Origin of the sequence: Clostridioides sp. ES-S-0010-02 (genome assembly GCA_020641055.1) — a bacterium.
GTDB lineage: Bacteria > Bacillota > Clostridia > Peptostreptococcales > Peptostreptococcaceae > Clostridioides.
Map to the genome: position 1 here is coordinate 83,955 of CP067345.1, position 23,172 is coordinate 107,126.

At 29.5% G+C, this 23,172-nt stretch carries 17 protein-coding genes; all 17 read right to left on the reverse strand.

Annotated elements, in window-relative coordinates:
• Positions 1 to 141 precede the first annotated feature (141 nt).
• The 17 genes from JJC01_00595 to JJC01_00675 all read right to left on the reverse strand — a co-directional run bounded on the left by JJC01_00595 (position 142) and on the right by JJC01_00675 (position 23,171).
• A complete protein-coding gene (locus tag JJC01_00595) occupies positions 142 to 615 on the reverse strand; it encodes a hypothetical protein (protein UDN58457.1) in 474 nt (157 codons plus the stop codon).
• Between the two features lie 29 nt (positions 616 to 644).
• Entirely contained in the window at positions 645 to 2,000 is a 1,356-nt protein-coding gene (locus JJC01_00600) for a PTS galactitol transporter subunit IIC (protein UDN58458.1), read from the reverse strand.
• A gap of 77 nt (positions 2,001 to 2,077) precedes the next feature.
• The gene (locus JJC01_00605) at positions 2,078 to 2,380 is read right to left on the reverse strand and encodes a PTS sugar transporter subunit IIB (protein ID UDN58459.1); all 303 of its coding nucleotides are present in this window, start codon (positions 2,378 to 2,380) and stop codon (positions 2,078 to 2,080) included.
• A gap of 81 nt (positions 2,381 to 2,461) precedes the next feature.
• Positions 2,462 to 2,926: a PTS sugar transporter subunit IIA gene (locus JJC01_00610; protein UDN58460.1), complete on the reverse strand. Its 465-nt coding sequence runs from the start codon at positions 2,924 to 2,926 to the stop codon at positions 2,462 to 2,464.
• Positions 2,901 to 5,852, reverse strand: a complete 2,952-nt coding sequence (locus tag JJC01_00615) for a sigma 54-interacting transcriptional regulator (GenBank protein UDN58461.1) — start codon at positions 5,850 to 5,852, stop codon at positions 2,901 to 2,903. The genes JJC01_00610 and JJC01_00615 overlap by 26 nt, the downstream gene beginning before the upstream one ends.
• 389 nt (positions 5,853 to 6,241) lie before the next feature.
• Complete coding sequence (gene lpdA, locus JJC01_00620; protein UDN58462.1) at positions 6,242 to 7,972, reverse strand: dihydrolipoyl dehydrogenase; 1,731 nt, start codon at positions 7,970 to 7,972, stop codon at positions 6,242 to 6,244.
• Positions 7,973 to 8,129: 157 nt separating this feature from the next.
• Positions 8,130 to 9,176, reverse strand: a complete 1,047-nt coding sequence (locus JJC01_00625) for a 2-oxo acid dehydrogenase subunit E2 (protein ID UDN58463.1) — start codon at positions 9,174 to 9,176, stop codon at positions 8,130 to 8,132.
• 12 nt (positions 9,177 to 9,188) lie between these two features.
• Complete coding sequence (locus tag JJC01_00630; protein ID UDN58464.1) at positions 9,189 to 10,175, reverse strand: alpha-ketoacid dehydrogenase subunit beta; 987 nt, start codon at positions 10,173 to 10,175, stop codon at positions 9,189 to 9,191.
• Positions 10,176 to 10,199: 24 nt separating this feature from the next.
• A complete protein-coding gene (locus JJC01_00635) occupies positions 10,200 to 11,162 on the reverse strand; it encodes a thiamine pyrophosphate-dependent dehydrogenase E1 component subunit alpha (GenBank protein ID UDN58465.1) in 963 nt (320 codons plus the stop codon).
• 37 nt (positions 11,163 to 11,199) lie between these two features.
• Positions 11,200 to 12,153, reverse strand: coding sequence for a sugar-binding transcriptional regulator (locus JJC01_00640; GenBank protein ID UDN58466.1), 954 nt, complete (start codon positions 12,151 to 12,153; stop codon positions 11,200 to 11,202).
• A 933-nt stretch (positions 12,154 to 13,086) separates the two neighbouring features.
• Positions 13,087 to 15,264: a hypothetical protein gene (locus JJC01_00645; GenBank protein ID UDN58467.1), complete on the reverse strand. Its 2,178-nt coding sequence runs from the start codon at positions 15,262 to 15,264 to the stop codon at positions 13,087 to 13,089.
• A 128-nt stretch (positions 15,265 to 15,392) separates the two neighbouring features.
• Positions 15,393 to 16,487, reverse strand: coding sequence for a PIN/TRAM domain-containing protein (locus JJC01_00650; GenBank protein UDN58468.1), 1,095 nt, complete (start codon positions 16,485 to 16,487; stop codon positions 15,393 to 15,395).
• An 88-nt stretch (positions 16,488 to 16,575) separates the two neighbouring features.
• Positions 16,576 to 17,646, reverse strand: a complete 1,071-nt coding sequence (gene disA, locus JJC01_00655; GenBank protein ID UDN58469.1) for a DNA integrity scanning protein DisA — start codon at positions 17,644 to 17,646, stop codon at positions 16,576 to 16,578.
• 2 nt (positions 17,647 to 17,648) lie between these two features.
• Positions 17,649 to 19,022 carry a DNA repair protein RadA gene (radA, locus tag JJC01_00660; GenBank protein ID UDN58470.1) on the reverse strand — a complete coding sequence of 458 codons (1,374 nt, stop codon included), beginning with the start codon at positions 19,020 to 19,022 and terminating at the stop codon, positions 17,649 to 17,651.
• A 179-nt stretch (positions 19,023 to 19,201) separates the two neighbouring features.
• The gene (locus tag JJC01_00665; protein ID UDN58471.1) at positions 19,202 to 21,649 is read right to left on the reverse strand and encodes an ATP-dependent Clp protease ATP-binding subunit; all 2,448 of its coding nucleotides are present in this window, start codon (positions 21,647 to 21,649) and stop codon (positions 19,202 to 19,204) included.
• A complete protein-coding gene (locus tag JJC01_00670) occupies positions 21,636 to 22,661 on the reverse strand; it encodes a protein arginine kinase (protein UDN58472.1) in 1,026 nt (341 codons plus the stop codon). The genes JJC01_00665 and JJC01_00670 overlap by 14 nt, the downstream gene beginning before the upstream one ends.
• Before the next feature lie 15 nt (positions 22,662 to 22,676).
• Positions 22,677 to 23,171: a UvrB/UvrC motif-containing protein gene (locus JJC01_00675; GenBank protein ID UDN58473.1), complete on the reverse strand. Its 495-nt coding sequence runs from the start codon at positions 23,169 to 23,171 to the stop codon at positions 22,677 to 22,679.
• Between the last annotated feature and the right edge of the window lies 1 nt (position 23,172).

The following is a 23,172-nucleotide window of genomic DNA, read 5'->3' on the forward strand; positions in this document are numbered from 1 at the left end:
TCTATATGTTCCTGTTATATATCTTACACAATAAGATTTTATTTCCGCTATTTTAATTGAAAATTCTAAAAAATCTTTATAAAATTTAAACTTATCTACTTATACTAAATATAAGCCAATTTTAATTTGAAATTTTCATTTTTATAGTTCATTACTCTTTAATCTTTTATTTCTAAATTTTAATGATTCTGGATGCAAACATTCTTCTAATTCAATAAAATAATTATATAGTTCTGTATTGTCATTAAACATGTTTGTTTTTATCCAATATCTCCCCTTAATAAAACTACCATCATTAATTTTTAGATACATTTTTTTGTCATGAAATTCTCTTATTCTTATTTTTTTTATATCTTTAATTTCATACTCATGTGTAGAATTAAATGAACTAAAATATATATATTTATTGTTCATAGTAATCATGTTAGGATTACTTGAGGATACAAAAGTATTAAATATTCCATAAGTACAAATAACTATCATCAAGCTATATATATTAATACTAGGATTTATATAATTATTAAATAGTGCATAAATCAATATTAAAATCATAAAAATCCCTGGTATTGTTACACTAACTATATATCTTTTAGAATCATATATATATTTTTTCATAATTTATACACTCCTTAATAAAATTACATTTAAGCTTCATCTTGTGTAGATAATACTTTATTTTCCTTTATTATTCTACTTCTATTATAGATAGCCATCCCTAAAGCTATAACTGCCAAAATTATTCCTCCAATTACTTTGTAATTCATAATTTTTACAAATACCCAGCTTAGTGGATTTGCTCCATCACAAATACTTGAAATCATAGTTGCTCCTTCAGGCATTTTAAAGCTTGCATTTAAAGCCATTTGAGTAAATAGTGGTGCTAAATTAGTTGCTATTAATAGCCCAGAAGTAATAATAACTATTCCTATTATTAAAGTTCTAAATACATTTCCTTTTGTAATTGGAACGATTAAAACAAGTGCAAATGGTATTACAGCTAAATCTGCAAATGGTAAAACTTTATTACCTGGTAATATAGCTGCTATAACTATAGTTAGAGGCACTAGTACTAATGCAACTGACAATGTAACAGGGTGTCCTATTCCTACTGCAGAATCTAAACCGATGTATATTTTACCTCTATTTTTAAATCTCTTTTCAATAAATTCTTGTGCTGCCTCTGATACTGGCAACAAACCTTCCATTAATAAAGCCGCCATTTTGGGAATTAGTATTAAAACAGCTCCCATAGTTATCCCTAACTGCAATATACCTTTTATGTCATACTTGGCTGCAATACCAATTATTATCCCTATTAAAGACCCCATTATTAAAGGTTCTCCAAATAGGCCAAATTTTTTTTGTAATGTATCAGCATTTATTTCAATTTTATTTATCCCTGGAATCAAATCTAATACTTTATTTACAACTATAGCAATTGGAACAAATGCTTGTGTAAATCCATGAGGAAGAGATATACCTGGCATCCCTAAGTATTCTTCTATCCCTGGGGCTGTTAAGTCTGCCATTACTAAAACAATTACCATATTTGCTACTGCTGCAAATACTCCCCACATAACACTTTGCGTAGCCCCTGCCACCAAAGCTCCTGTAAATGCAAAATGCCAGTAATCCCATATATCTACATCGACAGTTTGAGTTGTATTAGTAATTAACATAACTATATTTACTACAAGCCCTATTGGAATAATTAAAGCACCCACTGTTGATGCAAAAGCTATAGCTGATGCTGCTGGCCATCCAACATCTATTATGGATAGGCTTAATCCTAAGTTCTTAACCATTTGTTGTGTAGCTGGACCTAAGTTATCTGTTAACAAAGCTATAATAGTATTAAGACCTATAAATCCAACTCCTACTGTTAAACCAGCTCTTAAAGATTTTCCAAGCTTTGTACCTAATATCAAGCCAAAAATACATATTATTATTGGCATCATTACTTGTGCACCCAAACCAACAATGAAATTTAATATCGCCATCTAAATTTCCTCCTTCATTTAATTTTCAGTCTCTAAAACCGCAAGATTTTAGAGACTATTTCATTTAAAAATTCAAATTATAATTCTAATTTTTCAAGAACTTCTTTGATTAATTTATCCATTCCTACTCCAGTTAAAAAAGGCAGTCCATTTATTACAGGTGTTTTTATACTACTAGATATTTGTGTAGTACAGATTATTAAATCATAATCTGGTGCTTTTGAAGCTACCTCTACTACTTTACATTGTGTAATACTAACCCTATCTAATTTACCAGCTTCTTCTAATGCCTTCTTTAACTTGTTTATAGCAATTGTTGAAGTACATACTCCTGTTCCACATGCAACTAATATTTTTTTAGCCACATTATTCACCCCCATTAAAATTATTTTATTTTTAAAGATATCTGTAATTAGAAATCTTTGATAACTTTTTATATTTTTAATACTATTTTTGTATGTTTAATTATTCAACTTAGAATTTAATAAATTACTTAAACTTTCTTCTCTTAAATCAATAATATTATTTAACATATTTTCATCTTGGAATATGGTCATAAGTCTTTCTAATAGTTGTAATTGCTCTTGTGGCTCTTTAACTGCCAGCATAAATATAACCTTTACATCAATTTCAGTGTCATCTGTACCCATCATTATGAATTTTACAGGTTTATTTAATATGCCAATAGCTATCCCTGGTTCATTTACATGGACTATATCTGTATGCGGTATTGCTACTCCATAGATTCCTGTTGGCAGTCCTGTAGCATATTTTTTCTCTCTTGCTATAACTGCTTCTATATAACTTTCTTTTACATATTGTTCGTCAAACAAACGTTGTCCTAAAAACTTCAAAGCATCTTCATTACTTGATACCTCAATATCTTTAAAAATTAAATTACTACTGATTATTTGCATTGACTCCATCTAATATCATCTCCCTAATAAAATCTCTATCTTTAATGTTTTTAATTTTTTTAAATTCATCTGTTTCTATAAATGTAAGTAGAGTATTCAATGGATTAAAACATTTCTGGTCTACAGCTAGTAGAAGTATTATTTTTACTTTGTTTTTACTCCATACAATAGGATTTTTTAAGATAGCTATGCTTATTGCTGGTCTGATTACATCAATCCCATCTGTATGAGGTATTGCTATTCCGTCTGACAACTCAGTTGGAAATAAATTATCTCTTTCCACTACTTTTTTATAGAAATTTTTTGTTACATAGCCTTTTTCTCTAAGTTTTTTGCTCATGTATTTAAGTACTTCTTCTTTTGATTTAATTTCTAAATCTACAAATATGTCTTCTTTTTGGATTAAATCAGATAATTCATATTTTTTATTTGTTTTAGCAATTTGATTTGTATCAATTAAGTTATTTATTTGATTTAATTTTGTTTTATCATTAATGTCTACTAGGCTAAAAAATGGGATGTTTGGTATCTGAGGGTCAATTGTTCCAACTATTGCGATTACATTTTTTTCATTACTTATTTGTTTTATCTCTAAATCAAGACTTGGATATTCAATCATACCAATAGTCTCTATATCAACCTTTTCATTTATCCCTTTAATGCTTTCCTCTAAACTTTGCTTTATCTTGCAAGCTCCTCCTAATCCAGTAATACATAATGTTACAATTATAGGCTTTCTATTGTCTACTTTTGAGTTGTTCTCTTTGCTAACTTTATCTTTTACTAATGGCTCTATATTTTTAACTTCATCAACTATCTCATCTATTGTTAAATCTGGTAGAACTGCTCTTCGTATGACTTCTATACAGAGTAATGTATCAAATCTAGATATTGTTCTTATATCAATCCCTGTTTTTCCAGAGATAATATCTCCAAAGTACGAAAGGGAACCCATATCAACTAATATAATTACTCCTCTTCCTTCATCAATATCTTTTATTACAGTAGTAGCTTCTTCAATCATTTCTTCTGGCTTTTTCTCAAATGGCATATCCAAATACCTTGCATGATTAATACCTAATAACTTATTGGTAACCTCACATACAGATGACGCGACTCTTCCATGAGCCATTAGAAGTACACCTATCTTTTTTTGTTCAGAAATTTCTCCTCTACTACTCATTTTAAAATATATTGCTATTATACCTATTTCTTCTTTTGGCAAATTTATATTGTATCTTTCCTTTAAATGTTGTGCTACCTTTTCTGCTACAGAATACTCTAATGGATAGTTTCCTATTATCTCTTTTAAATGAGCATTTGATATTACTTTTCCTTCTTTTAATCTTTCAAAAGCTGCTTTTAAATGAATTGCTAGACATAAGTGTAGATTTGGTTCTAATGAATTAAGATACTGTGATGCTATTTTGATTACTTCACAAGTTAACTCTACAATGTATTTTCCAACAATCGGACTTATATCAGGTAAATTCTCAGTGATAGAAACTTTCTTAACTTGTTTTATGTACTTCTGAATACAGCTTTCTAATTCTCCTCCAACAATCCTGTTAATAACATCAAAGTCTAAACCTTGTTCTAATAAATCAATGTGTCTCCTTTCAGTAAGCTTGTATATTTCATCTGGGAAAGTATATATATCTTCATTTTTCTTTTCTATCTCAACTTGAAGGTCTGAATCTATAATTAAATCTCCATCTACATAATTTTCTATCTTTCCTCTACAATTTCTTATCCTTATTAGACCTTGTTTCACATACCCAGGTACATCTGATATATTTATAGTTACTTCTTTTTGTTTATTTGTAAGTTGATTTAATAGTCCTCTAGCACAAGCTACTTGAATATCACTTCTAAGCTGACCTACATTTCCTATACAATCGTAAAGCATAAGAGCTTTTAAGACATCTGATTTTATGTGTATGTTTGCTCCCATTCGTTGGGCTTCTATCAAGAAAAAATTGTTTATAATGTCAAATCTTTCGTTTAATGGTCTTGCAACTAATTCTGGGATTTCAATTGTCACAGGTATACGTCTTTTAAAGGTATTAAGTAAATGAGAATCTATTGGCTCAGAAGTTGCAGAAATAATCATTACATTTATTTTATTTGTAAGCTTTGTTTCTCCTAATTTTCTAACCATTCCTTTATCAATCAATTGAAAGAGTATTTCTTGACCTTCATAAGGCAATCTATGTATTTCATCTATAAACAATATACCCCCATCTGCTTTTGATACTAATCCTTCTTTAGTTTCATCAGCTCCTGTAAAAGCACCCTTAACATGACCAAATAATTGAGATAACAAAAGTTGTGGATTTTCTGAGTAGTCTGCTGCATTGAAAACTATAAACGGTGCATTTTTAGGAAATCTAGATGATTCTACTGCAAAGTTATACATGCACTCTGCTAACTCGCTTTTTCCAACACCAGTTGGACCCATAATAATAGTATGCAACCCATGGGGAGGATAAAGTATAGCTGCCTTAGCTAATTTGACGATTGTACTTAAACTTCCAGTACTTCCTATTAATTTATCAAAGGCCACATCTATTTTTTCTTCTTTAGCATTTAGTTCCTCTTTTTTATCATCATTTTCTTTATCATGTTTTAAATCACCAGAATCTTGGATTTCTTTTAAATACTGTATAACTGTAAATCTTGATACAGTAAATCCAATACTATTTAATCTTCTTGTTATATCATTTTTATTTATATTTTTTTCTTCTTTTACAATATCTTTTATAGCTTTAATCAAAACAACTTTTCTTCTTTGTCTAGAATCTTCTATTTTTAATTCATTTCTTAAAAAGGTAACGTCTTCTCTTCGAATATTTAACATACTTGAAATTGCTTCATCTGTTAAAGGATTTTTCTTATCTTCATTTTCAATTAAGCTTTTTATTCTTTGCCTCATTTCTAATTGTCCCTCCTTACTATTTATATAAGCAACTTACATGCCACATAGTGTTTTTTTTGTGCCATTTTTTACTTCATAAACTTATAACGTTTAAATTAAGCTATTCTTTTATTTAAATATTAAGAAAATTTTTTTTATTTTTCACAAATAATACTTTCGTAAAAAACAAAAAAATCTTTTCTCTTAAATTTTTCTGTAATAAATCTAAAATGACACCCTTATTCTATATTACTATCTTTTTTGTACAACAAAAACTACAAATAACCTTATGATATATTTTTCCAAAAAGAAACCCCTTTTGTATAAATAAATACATTTATACAAAAGGGGTATGGCTAAGTGAGTTTTTAAAGATTTTATATATTATATAAACTTAGGTTAATAGCTTATTTTTTTGGTAAATGTAAGCATTCACCACTTACATCTGCTAAAGCTTCCATCAGAGCTTCTGAAGTACATGGGTGACCAAAAATCAAGTCACTAGCTTCATCAGCAGGTATTTCTAATGCTTTAAATGATGCTGCATGATTTATAAGTTCTGCTACACCATATCCAAACATATGCACACCTAAAATTTCCCCATACTTAGCATCTGATATTACTTTTACATATCCTTGCTCTTGTCCAGAAGCTAAAGCTCTTCCATTTCCAGCAAAGTTAAATTTACCAATTTTTATATTATATTTTTGTTTAGCATCTTCTTCTGTAAGTCCAACTGATGCAACCTCTGGAACTGTATAAACACAACTAGGTAATGCACTTAAATCTGCTTCTTCATTCATACCTAAAGCATTTGAAGCTGCTACTTCTCCCATTTTAAAAGCTGCATGAGCTAGCATTATACCTCCAGTAACATCACCTACTGCATATATACTTGGTACACTTGTTTCCATTTTGCTATTTACAACTATTGAACCTCTATCTATTTTAATATCTAAGTCTTCTACACCAGATAGATTAGCTTGTCTTCCTATAGCATATAGACCTAAATCTGCCTTTATTGGTTCTTCTCCTTCAATACATACTATTATTTTATTTCCTTCTTCTTTAAATTCAGAAACTTTCTTTTCAGTTAATATAGTTATTCCCTTTTTCTTAAGTGAATCTCTTAAAGACTGGCTCAATTCTTTATCCATTCTTGGAATTATTCTGTCTTCCATTTCTATTATAGTTACTTTAGAACCTCTTGAGTTGAATATCTCTGCAAATTCACAACCTATTACTCCACCACCAATTATTACTAACTCTTCTGGTACTATGTCTAAATCTAAAGCTTCTGTACTAGTTATTATTAATTTTGATTCTATTCCTTTTATTGGTAAGATTCTCACCTTAGAACCAGTGGCAATTATTGTATTTTCTGTATCTAAAACTTTTCCATCTGATAATATTACTTTATGGGCTTCTTTAACAGTAGCTTTAAGATTAAAGACATCTACACCTCTGCTTTTTAACAATCCACCAACACCAGCTGTAAGTTTTTTTACTACTCTATTTTTATACTTTATAGCCTTTTTTATATCTTGTTCCTTATCAACAGATACTTTTACACCTCTTTTTGATAATTGTTCAATTTCTTCTAATATTTCTACTGTTTTTACATAAGTTTTTGTAGGAATGCAACCTCTATTTAGGCAAGTTCCTCCTAATGTGTCCTCTTCTACTAATGCAACTTTGCCTCCTAATATAGCTGATTTTAGTGCTGATAAATACCCTCCAGGTCCTCCACCTACTACTACCACATCATAATCATGATTACTCTCTTTTTTAATTGTCTTTTCTTCTTTTATTTCTATTTTTTCTGTTTCAACAATTAAATCTTCTTTTGATACGTTTCCAGATAAGTATTTAGCCTTTATTTCTTCTTGCTTTTCTCCCTTTTCTGCTATTACACCTATTACTGTAAATACTGGTAATACTTCTCCTTCTTCTTTATGTATAATTGCAGCAAGTATACCTTCTCCTTCTGATTCTATTTCCATGTTGACTTTATCTGTTGTTATCTCTAGTATAGGTTCTCCAATTTTTACTTCTTCGCCTTCTTGTTTTAGCCAAGATACTATAGTACCTTCTTCCATAGCTACTCCAGCTTTTGGCATTATGACTTCTACTGACATAGGCTATCCTCCTATTTATTTTTTATATATTTTAGTTAATCATCTTATATTCATACAGATATCTTTTACATACAATAATTTTAAATCTAGTAAAATTAAATACATCTTTTTATGTGGTCTATTCAATCTATTTACATAAAGAGTAAAATATCAAAACCTATACGAGCATTGCTAATGGATTTTCTAATAATTCTTTTAAATCTTTTAAGAATTTTGCTGCTACTGTACCATCTATTATTCTATGGTCTGATGTTAATGATAAATTCATTATAGGTTTTATTTTAGCCTCTCCATTTACTGGCACAAACTTATCTTGAGTTGCTCCTACCCCAAGTATCGCACTTGAAGGCATATTTATTATAGGTGTAAATGTCGTTATACCATACATTCCAACATTGCTTATAGTAAATGTATTACCTTCTTGGTCTGCTGGTAGAAGCTTTCCTGTTTTTACTTTTTCAGCAAGTTCTTTGCTTTCTTTGGCTATTTCTTTTAGCGATTTTTCATTTACATTTTTTACTACTGGGACATATAAACCTTCATCTAGTCCAACAGCAATAGCTATATTTATATCTTTATATCTAAATATTCCATTATCTGTCCATGCTGAATTTAATGCTTGATGCTTTGGAAGTACTCTAGATACAGCCATTACTATTAAATCTGTCATTGTTAATTTTACTCCAGTTGATTCTTTTACTGTATCTATTAATTTTGCTCTAAGTTCTTTAAGTTCTGTAGCATCTACCTCTATATTGAATGTAAATACAGGAGCACTGAAGTAGCTTTCTGACATTCGTTTTGCTACAGTTGCTCTCATTGGATTTGGCTTTTCGAACTCTCCTTCTACTGTATTAAACGTACTTAAATTCTCATGTTTTGATTTTATTTCTTTTGTTTCGTTAGATTTAGATACATCAGTTGATACGATAGTCTCTTGTGTATGTGCCTTTTCTATATCTGATTTTTTTATTTTTCTATTGTATCCAGTACCTACAACATTTTCTAAATCTATATTTAAATCCTCTGCTATCCTTTTTGCTAAAGGAGTTGCTTTTACTTTATTATTTTCTAGATAGTTTAACACATCCACTAGATGTATTCTTCCATTTTCTCCACTTCCAACCAGCCAATCTAACTCTATATTGTCTTTTCTTGCTTGGTTTTTGGCTGCTGGTGTGGCTTTTACTTTATTTGCCACCATTTCTATCCCCCCTTATCTAACAATTAAAGATTTTATTGCATCTTCTATTTCATCAATTCTTGGGACTACTGCTTTTTCTAGCTCTGGATTATATGGTATTGGCACATCTTTTCCACATATTCTTTTTACTGGTGCATCTAAATAATCAAATGATTCACTTTCTGTTATTAATGCTGATATTTCTCCACCTAGACCACCAGTCTTAGATGCTTCATGGCAAATTAAAACTCTACCAGTTTTACATACACTCTTTATGATTGTCTCTTTATCTAATGGATATAAAGTTCTTAAATCTATAATTTCTACATCTATATTTTCTTTTGATAGGTTTTCTGCAGCTTCTTCAACACTTTGTAACATCCTTCCATAAGTGATTACTGTAACATCAGAACCTTCTTTTTTAATATCTGCATTTCCAATATCAATTACATAATCTCCCTCTGGGACAATTCCTTTTTTTCTATATAACAATTTGTTTTCAACAAATATTACTGGATTATTGTCTCTTATAGCTGCTTTTAATAATCCCTTAGCATCTGCTGGTGTTGAAGGTGCAACCACTTTTACTCCTGGTACATGACAAAACCATGCTTCCAAACTTTGTGAATGTTGTTCTGCTGAACCAGTTCCAGAACCTCCAGGACATCTAACAACCATTGGAACCTGAGCCTTCCCACCAAACATATATCTCATTTTTGCTGCTTGATTTACAATCGCGTCCATAGATATTGTAACAAAATCCATAAACATTACTTCCATAATCGGTCTTAACCCAGTTGCCGCTGCACCTGCTGCTGCACCTGCTATAGCTGCCTCTGATATAGGAGTATCTCTTACTCTTTCTGGTCCAAATTCATCTATCATTCCCACTGATACGCCAAATGCTCCTCCATATATCCCTATATCTTCTCCCATAAATATTACATTTTCATCTCTTCTCATTTCTTCTGACATTGCTTCTTTTATTGCTTGTGCATATGTTAATTCTCTTGTACTCATTTTTATTTTCCTCCTTTACTATTTTTAGTCTGCATATACATCATCTAATAAAGATTCTATTTTTGGATTTGGGCTATTTTGAGCAAATTCTACTGCATCTTCTATTGATTTTTTAGCAAAATCTTCAATTATATCTAATTCATTTTCATTTGCCATATTATTTTCTATAAGATAATTTCTTAAAAATTTTATAGGGTCTTTTGCCTTCCACGATTCTATCTCTTCTTTCGTTCTATATACATTTGCATCTGATTTTGAATGACCTAGCCATCTATAGGTCCTACTTTCAATTAATACAGGCCCTTCCCCTCTTCTACATTTTTCAGCAGCTTTTTGTACTGTTTCATATACTTCTATTGGATTATATCCATCTATTGATATTCCTTCTATACCATAAGATGCTGCTCTTGTTGCAACACTATCTATATTCATGTGACGTTTTATACTTGTTGACATGCCATATAGGTTGTTTTCACAATAAAATATTATTGGTAATTTCCATATTGATGACAAGTTTATTCCCTCATGAAATGTACCTTCATTTGATGCACCATCACCAAAACTACATAAAACTATTTTTCCTGTCTTTTTATATTGTTGTGTAAGTGCAGCGCCAGGAGCTATAGTAAGACCTCCACCTACGACTCCATTTGCTCCTAAGTTACCTGACTCAATATCTGCTATATGCATTGAGCCTCCTTTTCCTTTACAAAATCCAGTTTCTTTTCCCATAAGCTCAGCCATCATTTTATTTAAATCTATTCCCATTCCTATAAATTGGCTATGACCTCTATGAGTTAATGAAACCAAATCTCCTTTTTCTAGTGCCATTACTGCGGCTACACTTGAAGCTTCTTGACCTACTGATAAATGAGTTGTTCCATGTACCATACCTCTTGCAAAAAACCAACTAACTTTCTCTTCAAACTTTCTAGCTTGATTCATTCTCTTATACATTTCAAGTAATGTTTCTTTTGATAATGTCATATCAATTCCCTCCTATTAATTTTTATCTATATTTCTATTAGTCACAATCTTCTAATAATTCAAGTGCTAAACTGTGATTAATTGCTAAGCTATTTATAAATTTGGCTTTTAATGATGCTTTTATTGCTTCTATCTTTTCATCTCCTGAAGCAACACCTATTGTTCTTTTTATCTTTTTTAAATCATTTAGTTTTACCCCTAGTACCCTTTGATTAAATTCAAGTATAGAAGTTTTTCCTTCCTTATCAAAAGCTTGCAAACAAATTGCGCCTATTGAGTTATACTTTTTTAAATCATCTATATCTTCTTCATGCATATATCCAGAAGCCATTATTGTTGAGTTTAAACTCATAGGATTTCCTATACCTACAATTGCAATAGTTGTTTTATCTATTAAGTCTAGTACTTCTTTAATTTTTTCATCCTTACAAAGCTTTTCTTTTGTAGATAAATCAGACATCACAGCAGGAGCATGTAATAACTTAAAATCTCCTCCAAAAGCTCTTGCTAAACTTACAGCTATTTGATTTGCGTGTATATCTATTTCATTATCTCCAATTCCTCCTAGTAAAGGTATGAACGTAACATTTTTACAGTTGCTTTTTTCTACATATCTAGGAATTTCTTTTAGAGTTGTTCCTATGGAAACCCCAATTATATCATTTTCTTTTACTACTCTGGTAAGATATTCAGACACAGCTCTTGCTAATTCTTGTTTTTGTGTTAATGAGTCTTGTTTATCATCTACCACTATTACTTCTTTCAATTTATATTTTCTTTCTAAACTTCTTTCTATTTTTTGATAGTCATTTTTTAAAACATCAACTATTTGTATTTTTACTATTCCTTGCTCAAAAGCTTCTTTTAATATTCTTGATATTGTTGGTCTTGATATTCCCAATTGATTCGCTATTTCTTGTTGATTCAAATTATCTTCATAATAAAGTGAACAACACTTCATCATTAACCTTAAGTCTCCAATTTTTTTCATTTCCCTTCCTCCAAAATCAAGATTTTTCAATTATTTTTACATTTGTTCAATGATTTTACTTAATTTCAATAACATTATAGAAGGGGTTCGTATAAAAAGTCAACTGTTTTTTTTGTGTAATTAAAAATAAGTTATTACATTAAATTAAGGAATACTTTTTTTTATTTCTTGTTTGACCACTTTACCTGATAATTTGCTCAATAAGTATTTTGTCTAAAGGAAATTATACAATCGCCAAAAAAGATTTTACTAAAGATGGTAAACTAAAATTGTACTATTTTATGTATAAAGAAATTATTATAAATATAAAGGCATTAAGCAATAAACTTTAAGAAACTGAGATTGAACGAGAATAACTTGAAGTTTCAAAAACTCATTGACTTGCTGATATATCATATGATTTGAAAACACTATTATCATATATCACAGGATATTCATATCTAATGCTTAATAAAAACTACCGCTTTAGTGAAGAAGAAAGCATGATATTTTTAGATAATATATATAAAAAGTGAGTATATAATGAAAAGTTAATAGACAATTTAAGTCTGACATTTTTTATAGATTTTTCTGGAAAAATACAGCTTAAACATACACAATTTGAAATGATTGCCTTTCTTCAAAACCTTATTGCCAATGTTGCCAATAATCCAAAATCTGAAAAGCAGATATTTGGATTTCATACAGATTTAGAACATTTACATTAATACTACTGACAATGGTGTTGGAATAAACACGGAGAAAAGGTACATCATTTCAAATTACATTAAAACAAGATAAAGTTTAAATTATTATATAAAAATCCCAAGTTAAAATAAACTTGGGATTTTTGTGTAATAATTAATTTTTGTAAAATTTTTTCTTTAAAGTTATTTTGTCAAAATAAATTCAAATTAACATATCATCAATATTTATATAGAGACTATATGTAACTTATTCTTTTAATACTATCAGATTTATACTTAATATAATCATAGCTACAATTACATAAATAAAAGCTGTAGCTGATGATACAATTCCAGAATCATTTACTAAAAGAGTTACAAAGCATCCTGCTATTGACGCTATAAATCCTTTAAATATAATTGGATATTCATCAATTAATTGTTTAAAGTATCTAATCTGATTAATCATAAGAACTAAGATAACCCCTATCCCAGTTAATAGTATATTTACCCATGCACTGGTTTGAGCTAGTTTCAAGTTCATTTCTATCTTTCTGCTAAATGTTTGTATTATTTCTCCTGGTCCATTAAAGTAAACTTCTTTTACAAACATACCTAAATGTGAGTTGCTTCCTGAAATCATATCTATAGCTACAAAGGCGCCTAAAACAAGCAATACTGCTACACCTAATAATACAACTTTTTTAAAGTCTATTTTTACATTATATATCAATAGTATAAATAGTAAAAATGCAACACATTCAGAAATAGCAGTTCCAACATTTGCACCCATAGCTGGAGATGCACTCGTAATTAAGATAACTAAAGAAAATACTATTACAGACCACTTTGGTATCTTTTTATATGTAAGCAAAATCGCAAATGTAAATATTGCACTACCTATTGCCACTCCTTGATATTCATTTCCTACTCCGTAGTATCTAGCCCCAATTATACAATCATAACTCATTACATTACTTTTCATTAAATATGAACCAAATGCAGAATCAATAACCATAATCAATATAGTTAAACCTGTAAAGAATAACATATTTTTTAAATCATTCTTTATCAGAACTTTGCTTATTAAGTATATAGTAAGTGTTATTATAATTATTCCTAAAGATATTGCTACTGGTGTTTTAAAATTCATTATTGGAGTTATCATAAATGATAATGGCATTACTATTCCTATTTTTAGAAATTCTTTTAATATAAAAAATATTGTTTCTTTGTGATTTTTCGATATATGCTTTCTAAATAGAATTAGAATCATAGCAACTATCCATGACAAAAATACTATACTTACAAATCCATTAAGTATTGTAGACCTTATGCTTGAAACAGATACTATCTTTTGGTATTCATCCATCAGATACTCTTTATTATCATCTCTGTTAATAAGTTCATACTTCTTTCCAACCATATTTTGATTTTTTATATCAAAGTTATTTAATATCTCAGCTCCAACATCTAGATTAGTAACAATACCTTCTCTTCTAGTAGTTGAAGATGATAACATCCCTTTTCCATTGCCATTTAATTTTATTATTGGAGAAAGCCTTCTTTTATTTTTATAATCTAAATCACTTGGAAATGCACTAGCTATGTAAACAGTATCATTTTCTCCAACCATAGAAAATATATTTTTTAAATATTCATCTATGTTTTTTTCTATCTTGTCTTTCATGTTTTTATATGTTTTTTCATTCAAGTTAGATTTATATAAATCTAACCTATATGTATCTCCAAGTTCTACAAAAACTACATCACTATTTTTATAAGCTTCTTTAGTTTCAGCAACAAGCTTAGTGTAATCAGTTGATATTCCATAAGGCATAGATAAATCTTTTTTATTGATATTATCTACATTTCCGTAAGAAATTCTACCATACTCATCCATAGCTGTTAAGCATAAGTTTCTATTTTTTACAAGTTTACCATTTTCAACTATATCTGCATTTCCTAATACAGATGTTTTTAATTTATTTTCAGATAAACTTTGACCTAATGAACCTAATGTAGAACCATATTCTCCAAAGTTTAGATTCTCATTTATTGACATATTTATAGTCAAATCATTTATACCTTTTGCTTTCTTACCTGTAGCTGATTCAAAAACTATATTTCTATCTTTGCTTGAGCTTTCAAAATTAATATCTTCTTCATTAGCTACATTGGCTCTTCCTCCAGCACCCATACTGGCATATGACCTTCTATCATCACTACCTTTATCGCCTCTTATGTTCATCAAGCCAATATATCCTCTATCTTCTAGCTCTTCTCTCAATGATTTTATTCTTAACATATTGTTCATACTAGTTCTATTCATATCTATAAATATTACTTTTCCATGCGTTGGTATATCATCTGCAAAGCTATACTGGCTCATCGATGTTAATATTATGATAAATGTTGCTAAGAAAGATATAATCTTTTTTCTCATAAATTCTCCCTGCTTTCTGATTTAAATCCTCACACTTAAGAATACATTAAACATTGTCGTTATAAACAAATAAATTTGGACCATCTATTTATAATAAACAGCCCAAATTTTAGGTTTATTTGAATATATCAATTTTTAGGTTTTGCAAATATCATTCTACCAGCAGGAGTTTGAAGAACAGAAGTTACTAAAACTTTTATAGTCTCATTCATATGTTTTCTTCCTCCATCAACAACTATCATAGTTCCATCATCTAGATATGCAACACCCTGTTGAGCTTCTTTTCCTTCTTTAACCACTTGGACAACCATATCTTCACCTGGTATTGCAACTGGTTTTATAGCATTAGCCAACTCATTTATATTTAATACTTCAACACCTTGAAATTGAGCAACCTTATTTAAGTTATAATCATTAGTAACAACTTTTCCATTTAATACTTGGGCAAGCTTTAATAATTTACTATCAACTTCTGCTATATCATCAAAGTCCCTTTCACTTATTTCAACCTCTATATTTAATTCTTTCTGAATTATATTTAATATATCCAGACCTCTTCTACCTCTTACTCTTTTCAAATCATCTGAAGAATCTGCAATATGTCTTAATTCTTCCAAAACAAAAGCAGGAATAATAAGTTTTCCTTCTATAAATCCTGTTTTACAAATATCAGCTATCCTTCCATCAATTATTACACTTGTATCTAATACTTTTGGAGGTATCGCCTTTACTTCTTTTTTATTATCTTTATCCTTATCCTTATCTTTAATAGGATTTGCCAATCTTCCTAATTTTCCAATATTAAATAAATCATTTTTACTTTTAAGCGCAACTTTCATTCCAAGATATCCTAGGAATAAATATAATAGTAATGATAATATTCCACCTACTATTGGTATTCTATTTACTAGCCCACTTAATAAATATGCAATTACAAATCCTACTATAAGACCCATAGACCCTAATAATATATCTGTTTGAGGATATTTTGATAGTTCTTTATCCACAACTTTAGCAATTTCTTTTGTTCTATTCACAACCCATGGCTCTATAAGATATCCTAAAATAGCTATTACTATACCTGCTACTACAGCTGCTATATAACCATAAGTTTCTTTTCCAAATGTTAATATTTCAAAATCTCTCATCAATGTTAAATAGGTCGTTATACCTATCGTAAATCCAAGTAAAATAAACAATATCCTTGTTACTTTCCTTATCAATGCTTCACCCCCTAGTTATACTTATCTATTATAGACCAAAGTGTATATTATATTCAAGAAAAAAGTAGTAAAATTCACTTAAAATTCATTATATGTGTCTATCTAATAATACTAATTGTTTCATTTTTATAAGTCCATTTTTTATATATGTTGCTCTTATTTCACCTATTCCTTCAACTTCATCTAACTCTTCAATAGACGCATCCAATATTTCTTGAAAGTTTTCAAAATAATTTACTAAGTTTTCTATTATTGCTGTTGGTAGTCTATGTATTTTGCTAAGAATTCTATAGCCTCTTGTTTTTATAGGCATATCCATACTTTCTGAAAATCCACTATACCCTAATAGTTTTGCCATATTAAATAATTCTATTAGTTCTTCTGAATTTAAATTTTTAACTTTTTTCATAAGTTCTTTTATTTCAGTATTTTCTTTGTTATAATCTTTGAATATTAATTTCTGATCTATTCTAGTTGTACCCATTAATTCCTCTAATTGCATGCTTACTAAAGTTCCTTCATCCCCCAATTCTATCACATATTTTTCAATTATACTTGTAACTCTCATTACCATTTCCATTTTCTGCATGACTAACGCTACATCATAAATAGTTACCAAATCATTAAACTCTAAAGCATTTAAATTAGTTATAGCTTGGTCTAATACTGTTTTATATTTTTCTAAAGTTTGTATTGCTTGATTTGCCTTAGTAAATATCTTAGATATATCTTCGACCACATACTTCTCATTTCCTCTATAAACTGTTATAACATTTCTTCTTTGTGAAATTCCTATAACTATAGCACCAGTTTGTTTTGCTACTCTTTCTGCCGTTCTATGTCTAGTTCCAGTTTCTGACGTTTCTATAAAGTAATCTGGTATAAGTTGTGCATTAGCAAATAATATTTTCTTTACATCACCACTTAAAACTATCGCTCCATCCATTTTGGCTAATTCATATAGATATGATGGTGAATACTCTGCATTTATAGCAAATCCTCCATCTACTATTTTCATTACATCTTCATTTGTTGCAATTACAATTAAACCGCCAGTCTTAGCTCTTAGCACATTGTTTAGGCCTAATCTAAGAGGGGTTCCAGGAGATATCATTTTTAATGCATATAGCATATTTTTGTTATCCAAAAAATTCTCCATATTTATTGATTCCTCCCAAGTACTATATTTATAGCTTGTCTTAAGTTGTCTACTGGCCATATTTCTATACCTTTAGTATCTTTTACAACATCATAATTACTTCTAGGAACTACTATCTTTTTAAAGCCAAGTTTTTTGCACTCAGCAATTCTTTTTTCTATAAAACTTACTGATCTAACTTCTCCTGTAAGTCCTACCTCTCCTGTAACAGCTATATCTTCATCTATAGGTATATTTCTAAAGCTAGATGCTACAGAAATAGCTATTCCTAAGTCAATCGAAGGTTCATTTATCTTTATACCTCCAACTATATTTATATATACATCTTGGTTTTGTATTTGCAGACCAACACGTTTTTCTAAGACTGCTAATAACATACCAACTCTATTATAATCTACTCCTGTAGATGTTCTTCTTGCTATACCAAAACTTGTTGGTGAAACTAATGCTTGTAATTCAAGTAGCATTGGTCTTGTACCTTCTACAGTGGATATTATGACTGAACCTGCTACATCTTTTGGTTTTTCAGATATCAAAATCTTAGATGGGTTATCAAGCTCTACTAATCCCAAGTCCCTCATTTCAAATACTCCAAGCTCATTTGTTGAACCAAATCTATTTTTAACAGCCCTTACTAATCTATATGTATTATATCTTTCACCTTCAAAATATAAAACAGTATCAACCATATGCTCTAATAATTTTGGACCTGCTAGTGAACCTTCTTTGGTTACATGACCAACTATGAATGTTGAAATTCCCATTTTTTTAGAAATCTTCATGAATTTTGAAGTACCTTCTTTAATTTGGCTGACAGTGCCTGGTGCTGAAGATATTTCTGGACTAAAGACAGTTTGAATTGAGTCTAGAATTATTAATTGTGGATTTACACTTTCTAAATAAGATTCAATTATACTCAAATTATTTTCAGCAAATATATATAAATTTTCTGAATTAATACCTAATCTTTTTGCTCTCATTTTTATCTGTGATTCTGATTCTTCTCCAGTTATATATAAAACAGTCTTTCCTAAATTAGCTACATTACTAGAGACTTGAATTAAAAGTGTGGATTTACCTATACCAGGGTCTCCACCAACAAGTACTAGAGAACCTTTAACTATCCCTCCACCAAGAACTCTATCTAATTCTTTTATGTCTGTTGTAAACCTTTCTTCTTCTTTACTCTCTATTGAAGTTATACTAACTGGTTTAGATGAAGATTTATCTATTATAAAGACCTCTTTTTTTGTGCTTTTTTGATCTACTTCTTCTACAAATGTATTCCATTTTGTACACTCTGGACATTTTCCAAGCCACTTAGCTGTTTCATATCCACAAGATTGACATACATATTTAGTTTTTATTTTTGCCATATTTTAATCATCCTTAATTTATTATTATATACTATAATTTTAGCATATGTGAAAGATAATAGGTAAAGATTAAAAAAAATAATTAAGGGCAATGAATTATTTTAGATTCATTGCCCTTAAAATTTTCTTTAAACCCTAAAGCTTATATCTATAAGATTTTAAAATGCAACTCTATTGAATTATTTAGTTTCAAAAACTATTTTTTCATCTTTAACTTTTGCTATTATATTACTTCCTTTTTTTACATCGCCTCTTAAAATCGCTTCAGATAACTCATCTTCTAGTTCTTTTTGTAAGGCTCTTTTAAGAGGTCTTGCTCCATATTCCAAATCAAATCCAGATTTAGAAATTAATTTTATAGCTTCATCACTCATTTCTAGTTTTATATCCATATCTTTTAGTCTTTCTTGTAATTTATCTACCATTAAAATTACTATTTTAGATATATGCTCTGTATTTAATGAATGGAAAACTATTATATCATCTATTCTATTTAAAAACTCTGGTCTGAATCTTTGCTTTAATTCACCCATTATGTTTTCTTTCATTTTTTCATATTGAGACTTTTCTTCTTCATCTCCTTTAGCTATACTAAACCCTAAAGTTTTTTGTCTACCAATTGTAGATGCACCAACATTTGATGTCATTATCACAATCGTATTCTTAAAATCAACAGTTCTTCCTTTTGAATCTGTTAATCTACCATCATCTAGAATTTGTAATAGAATATTAAACACATCTGGATGAGCTTTCTCTATCTCATCAAATAAAATAACTGAATATGGGTTTCTTCTTACTTTTTCAGTTAATTGACCTCCTTCATCATGACCTATATAACCAGGAGGTGAACCTATCATTCTTGATACAGCATGTTTTTCCATATATTCAGACATATCAATTCTTATTATTTGATTTTCATCTCCAAATTGCACTTCTGCTAATGCCTTAGATAACTCTGTTTTCCCTACTCCTGTAGGTCCTAAAAATAAGAATGAGCCGATTGGTCTATTAGGGTCCTTAAGACCTGCTCTTGACCTTCTTATTGCCTTGGAAATAGATTTTACTGCTTGCTCTTGACCTATAACTCTATTGTGTAAGATTTCTTCAAGTTTTAAGAGTCTATCAGCTTCTTCCTCAAGAATTTTATTAACAGGTATTCCTGTCCATAAACCTACTACTTCAGCAATGACTTCTCCATCAACTAAATCAGAATGTTTAGATGACTTATTCCATCTTTCTCTAACATCTTCTAATTGTTTTTTAAGTATGCCTTGTTCATCTCTTATTTTTGCTGCTTTCTCAAAATCTTGGCATCTTACTGCCTCTTCTTTTTCTTTATCTATATTTTCTATTTCTAATTCTAATTTTTTTATTTCGGCTGGAGGAGTATTTTCCTTTAGCCTCACTTTTGATGCAGCTTCATCAATCAAATCTATAGCTTTATCTGGTAGATATCTATCTGATATATATCTAGTTGATAATTCTACAGCTGTTTTTATAGCATCATCAGTTATTTTAACTTTGTGATGAGCTTCATATTTATCTCTCAATCCTTCTAATATTTTTATTGAATCTTCTTTACTTGGTTCATCCACCATAACTGGTTGGAATCTTCTTTCTAGTGCAGAGTCTTTTTCAACATGCTTTCTATACTCATCTATTGTTGTTGCACCTATAACTTGTATTTCTCCTCTAGCTAATGCAGGTTTTAATATATTTGACGCATCTATAGATCCTTCTCCTGTAGACCCAGCTCCTATTATGGTATGCATCTCATCTATAAATAAAATTATATTTCCATTTTTAACAACTTCATCTACAACTTCTTTAATTCTTTCTTCAAATTCTCCTCTATACTTAGCACCAGCTAATAATGAACCCATCTCTAAAGAATACAAAGTTTTACTTTTTAGTGTTTCTGGAACATTTCCTAATGCTATATTTGTTGCTAAACCTTCAGCTATAGCTGTTTTACCTACTCCTGGGTCTCCTATTAGCACAGGGTTGTTTTTAGTTCTTCTACTTAATATTTGTATAACTCTTTGTATTTCTTTTTCTCTTCCTATAACAGGGTCTATTTTATTTTGTTTTGCATATAGTGTAAGATTTCTTCCATATTTATCGAGAATCTTGGACTCTGTTTGATTTTGGTTGCCCGTGTAACTATTTTCTGATTTATATTGATTATTATCACTCATACCCATCATATCAATTGTTAATTGGGCTAGAGTTCTGTCATTTACACCTGCATAGTTCAAAACTTTATTAGCTATTCCTTCTCCTTCTTGAATAATAGCTAATAATATATGCTCAGTTCCTATATAATTTGTTTTTAATTTATTTGCAAACATTCCTGATAGTTCCAATATTTGTTTACTTCTTGGGCTTAATACTATGTCTTCTGGAATTCCTTCGCCCTTACCTTCCATATCAATTATTTTGCCTTCTAAATAAGCCTCTGTAAATCCAACTTTACTTAGAACTTTGGCGGCTATTCCTTCTTCTTCTTTTAAAAGCCCTAAAAGTATATGCTCGCTTCCAACAATATTATGCCCTAAGTTTTTAGCAGACTCAAACGCTAAATCAATTGCTTTTTTAGCTCTTTGTGTAAATCTATTGAAGTTCATAATTTATCCCTCCTCTTAATTTTTCCAAAGTTTCTCTAATGTATGTTGCTCTATTTATATCTCTATTTTCAACATCATCACTCTTATACATTATTGACTGATGTGCTGGTTGTATACCTATCATAAGTTGTTCTATAGATTTTAAATCTAGTTTTTTTATATAGTTCATTTCTATTCCCATTTTTATATTTGATAGATGGCTCATTGCCTCTGAACTACTCATTACCCTTGAATTTTCAAGTGTTCCTATTGACCTAAATATTTTATCTTCTAATTTTATACCCAATTTTTTTTGTAAGATTTCTCTGGCTTTCACTTCTTTTGAAATTGCATCCTTTGTAAGACCACTTACATTCTCTATAATATTAGACTCTGTTCTTCCAAGCGTAAGCTGATTAGATATTTGGTATATATTTCCCAATGCTTCTGTTCGCTCTCCATATATACCTCTTATTGCTATACCTATTTGTGATGAAATCTTATAAAGTTCATCCATATAGCCTAATTGACTCAATGCAGGCAAGTGCATCATTACAGAAGCTCTCATTCCAGTTCCCGTGTTAGTTGGGCAAGATGTTAGATAACCCAAGTTTGTGCTAAATGCATACTCTAAATTTGATTCTAATAAATCATCTATCTCATTTGCTATGTTATAAGCATTTTCTAAATTTAAATCATCACACATAGTTTGTATTCTTATATGGTCTTCTTCATTTATCATTATACTTACAGTTTTATCTTTTTTTACTATAACAGCACTTTTATCATTTTCTGCTAAGTCTGGACTTATCATATGCTCTTCAACCATGAGCATCTTTTTAGATTGGTCTAAATCTTCAATCTTATAGAAATCAAACTCTTCTTTATGTTCTAAACTAGAATTCATAAATGCATTTTTTACCTTTTCTATTATTTCCATAGCACACTCTTTATCTAACCTATTTGGAAAAGGATAATTGCTCAAGTTCCTAGCCAGCCTAACTCTTGATTTCATGACTATATTCTCTTTCATAATATCACTCCAATCTTAGTCAATAGAGCCTTTTAAATACTTAATCTTATCTCTAAATTGAGCAGCTAATTCATACTCTTCATTTTTTATAGCTCTATCCAAATCTTCTTTTAATTCTCTAATCTCATTTTCTACACTTATTTTATAAAAAGATTTTTTAGGTGCCTTACCTATATGTTCTATATGACCATGTATATTTTGAAGCATTGGATTTACTTGACTACTAAATGCATTGTAACATTCACTGCATCCAAATCTTCCATTATTCTTAAATTCACTATATGTCATATTACATTTTTGGCAAACTAACTTTTCTTCAAGCTCTTTTTTAGGTTGAAATCCTAAGTTGGAAAATATATCCATCATTGAAAAAGGCATATCTAAATTAAAATTCATCTCTGTATTTTCTTTAGCACATTCACTACACAGATACATTTCTGTCTTTTCTCCATTGACTATTTTATTATAATATACAGATGCTTTATTTTTATTGCATTTTTGACATAGCATA

What these genes read in the sequence shown, in the direction of transcription:
- JJC01_00595 (UDN58457.1), bottom strand. Translation starts at nt 615, where the DNA reads ATGAAAAAATATATATATGATTCTAAAAGATATATAGTTAGTGTAACA.
- JJC01_00600 (UDN58458.1), bottom strand. Translation starts at nt 2,000, where the DNA reads ATGGCGATATTAAATTTCATTGTTGGTTTGGGTGCACAAGTAATGATG.
- JJC01_00605 (UDN58459.1), bottom strand. Translation starts at nt 2,380, where the DNA reads ATGGGGGTGAATAATGTGGCTAAAAAAATATTAGTTGCATGTGGAACA.
- JJC01_00610 (UDN58460.1), bottom strand. Translation starts at nt 2,926, where the DNA reads ATGGAGTCAATGCAAATAATCAGTAGTAATTTAATTTTTAAAGATATT.
- JJC01_00615 (UDN58461.1), bottom strand. Translation starts at nt 5,852, where the DNA reads ATGAGGCAAAGAATAAAAAGCTTAATTGAAAATGAAGATAAGAAAAAT.
- lpdA (UDN58462.1), bottom strand. Translation starts at nt 7,972, where the DNA reads ATGTCAGTAGAAGTCATAATGCCAAAAGCTGGAGTAGCTATGGAAGAA.
- JJC01_00625 (UDN58463.1), bottom strand. Translation starts at nt 9,176, where the DNA reads ATGGTGGCAAATAAAGTAAAAGCCACACCAGCAGCCAAAAACCAAGCA.
- JJC01_00630 (UDN58464.1), bottom strand. Translation starts at nt 10,175, where the DNA reads ATGAGTACAAGAGAATTAACATATGCACAAGCAATAAAAGAAGCAATG.
- JJC01_00635 (UDN58465.1), bottom strand. Translation starts at nt 11,162, where the DNA reads ATGACATTATCAAAAGAAACATTACTTGAAATGTATAAGAGAATGAAT.
- JJC01_00640 (UDN58466.1), bottom strand. Translation starts at nt 12,153, where the DNA reads ATGAAAAAAATTGGAGACTTAAGGTTAATGATGAAGTGTTGTTCACTT.
- JJC01_00645 (UDN58467.1), bottom strand. Translation starts at nt 15,264, where the DNA reads ATGAGAAAAAAGATTATATCTTTCTTAGCAACATTTATCATAATATTA.
- disA (UDN58469.1), bottom strand. Translation starts at nt 17,646, where the DNA reads ATGGAGAATTTTTTGGATAACAAAAATATGCTATATGCATTAAAAATG.
- radA (UDN58470.1), bottom strand. Translation starts at nt 19,022, where the DNA reads ATGGCAAAAATAAAAACTAAATATGTATGTCAATCTTGTGGATATGAA.
- JJC01_00665 (UDN58471.1), bottom strand. Translation starts at nt 21,649, where the DNA reads ATGAACTTCAATAGATTTACACAAAGAGCTAAAAAAGCAATTGATTTA.
- JJC01_00670 (UDN58472.1), bottom strand. Translation starts at nt 22,661, where the DNA reads ATGAAAGAGAATATAGTCATGAAATCAAGAGTTAGGCTGGCTAGGAAC.
- JJC01_00675 (UDN58473.1), bottom strand. Translation starts at nt 23,171, where the DNA reads ATGCTATGTCAAAAATGCAATAAAAATAAAGCATCTGTATATTATAAT.